We start from the raw sequence: 1897 nt of genomic DNA on the forward strand, positions 1-1897 counted from the left end.
GCGCTGGTGGGCCCCGTACCGCGGATCGCCCGGCGGCTGCGCGCCTACGCCGAGGCGGGGGCCACCACACTCGGCGTGACGATCTCCGCCACGGCCACCGACACCGCCGGCCGCCTCGACCAACTGCGGCTCGTGGCGGACGCGTTGAAGCTCTCCGGAGCGCAGGACTGAACCCCGAACCGCACCACGTGCGAAGGGCCGGGCACCTCCCAGGGGAGGTGCCCGGCCCTTCGCGTCGGCCGCCCGGCTCAGTCCACGCCGACCGCGAGCCGCGCCGCCGCGTACTCACCGGCGTGCGTCAGCGTCGCGAGGCTGTTGCGGCCGAGTGCCTCGCGCAGGTACGCACGGGCGTCGGCGAGAGTGCTGCCCGCGCCGAGCACCTCGGCGATCGCCGCGGGGTCGACCGCCACGGTGTGCGTCGCGGTGACCCGGGCACCGGAGGGCCCGTCGGCGAAGTTCCACCGGCCACTGTGTCCCAGCAGCAGACGAGGGGCCACTTGCTGCTTGTACGCGATCCACTCCTGGCTCCGGCACACCCGCACCGAACGTGTCGTGTGCGCCGAGCCGTCCCCGGTCACCGTGTCCATCTCCAGGTCCTGCACACCCGGCGAGGGCTCGCTCAGCCGCACCCGGCTCACATGCGGCAGCATGTCGGCCCAGCGGTCGGCACGATTGACGAAGTCGTACGCGTCGGCGGCGGAGCCCGGCAGTTCGGCCGTGTCGGTGAACGAGAAGACGAGGTCGTCCACGGGGTGTCCCGACTCCGCTATCCGGCCGAGCGCCGCCAGCTCCTCGGGACTGTTGCGGTGCAGGGCCTCGGTGATCCAGCCCACCGTCCCGGGGTCGTCGTCGACCGCGGTGAAGTGATGGCGCAGGACCACCTCGGTGCGTCCCGGTGACAGCTCCCGGAAGAGCCACTCGCCGCCCATCGAGGCGATCGGCGCGCGGCTGCGCTCCTGCTCGAAGGTGATCCGCAGGCCGTCCGCGTCGAAGGCGCGGCGCGAGACCCAGCTGCCCACCTCGCCGTTCACCACGGCCCAGATCTCGAAGCGCTCCCCGTGTTCGTCGTGTTCCCGCAGCTCCACGTGCACGCTCGGTCCGAAGACGGCCGGCCAGCGGGTCACGTCGGCGACCAGGCCGTAGAGGGCGCGCGCCGGGGCGTCGGCGATCAACGTGTGCTCTGTGGTGTGCGGTTGACGGATGGTCATATGGCTGTGCTCCTCGGGTCCTTGGTGACTACGGGGCCGGCTCCGGACCTCCGCGGAACAGGGGCAGAGGTCCGGAGCCGGCGGGGGCGGGCTGCTCAGGCGGCGGCGGACAGGCCGGCGTTCACCAGGTCCAGCAGCGCGCCGGGCGTCTCGACCTCGGTGATCTCGTCGTCGGGTATCCGGATGCCGAAGTCCTGCTGGATCCGCGCCGCGCTCTCCATCAGCGCGAGCGAGTCGTAGCCGAGCTCCTCGAAGGGCGTGTCGCTGATGTCGCCGGACGGGTCGGGCGCGCCGTCGAAGCCCGCGCTCTCGATCAGGATCCGCCGGATGTCGGCGATGCCCAGGACGGTGACGGTCTCGGTGGTCATGGATGTCTCTCTTTCCTTGGACTTACCTTGAGGAGAAGGCGCCTGACGGTGGCTCAGACCGCGCGGACCACGAGCGCCGAGTTGAAGCCGCGGCGACCCCGGGCCAGTACCAGGGCGGTACGGACCGGCAGTTCACGGATCTGGCCGAGGACCAGGTCGATGCCGTACTCGTCGGGTACCTCGCTGGTGTGGGCGGTCGGCGGGACGACGCTGTCCCGGATGGAGAGCAGTGCGGCGGCGACGTCCAGCGGGCCGCCGCCGCCCGAGAGGCGCCCGGTGAGCGCCTTGGGCGCGGTGACCGGCACGCCGTGCGGGCCGAAG

General features: G+C 72.3%; 2 protein-coding genes and 1 pseudogene. All 3 read right to left on the minus strand.

Annotated features, from left to right (window positions below):
• Window positions 1–248: 248 nt before the first annotated feature.
• Window positions 249–1208 (minus strand): aromatase/cyclase, encoded by a 960-nt coding sequence (locus R6V09_RS52090; RefSeq protein ID WP_317888396.1) that lies wholly within the window; start codon window positions 1206–1208, stop codon window positions 249–251.
• 95 nt (window positions 1209–1303) lie between these two features.
• Window positions 1304–1576: an acyl carrier protein gene (locus R6V09_RS52095; RefSeq protein WP_317888397.1), complete on the minus strand. Its 273-nt coding sequence runs from the start codon at window positions 1574–1576 to the stop codon at window positions 1304–1306.
• A 53-nt stretch (window positions 1577–1629) separates the two neighbouring features.
• Window positions 1630–1897, minus strand: a pseudogene (locus R6V09_RS52100) (ketosynthase chain-length factor); the annotation flags it as partial.

This window comes from Streptomyces sp. W16 (genome assembly GCF_033194735.1).
Lineage (GTDB): Bacteria > Actinomycetota > Actinomycetes > Streptomycetales > Streptomycetaceae > Streptomyces.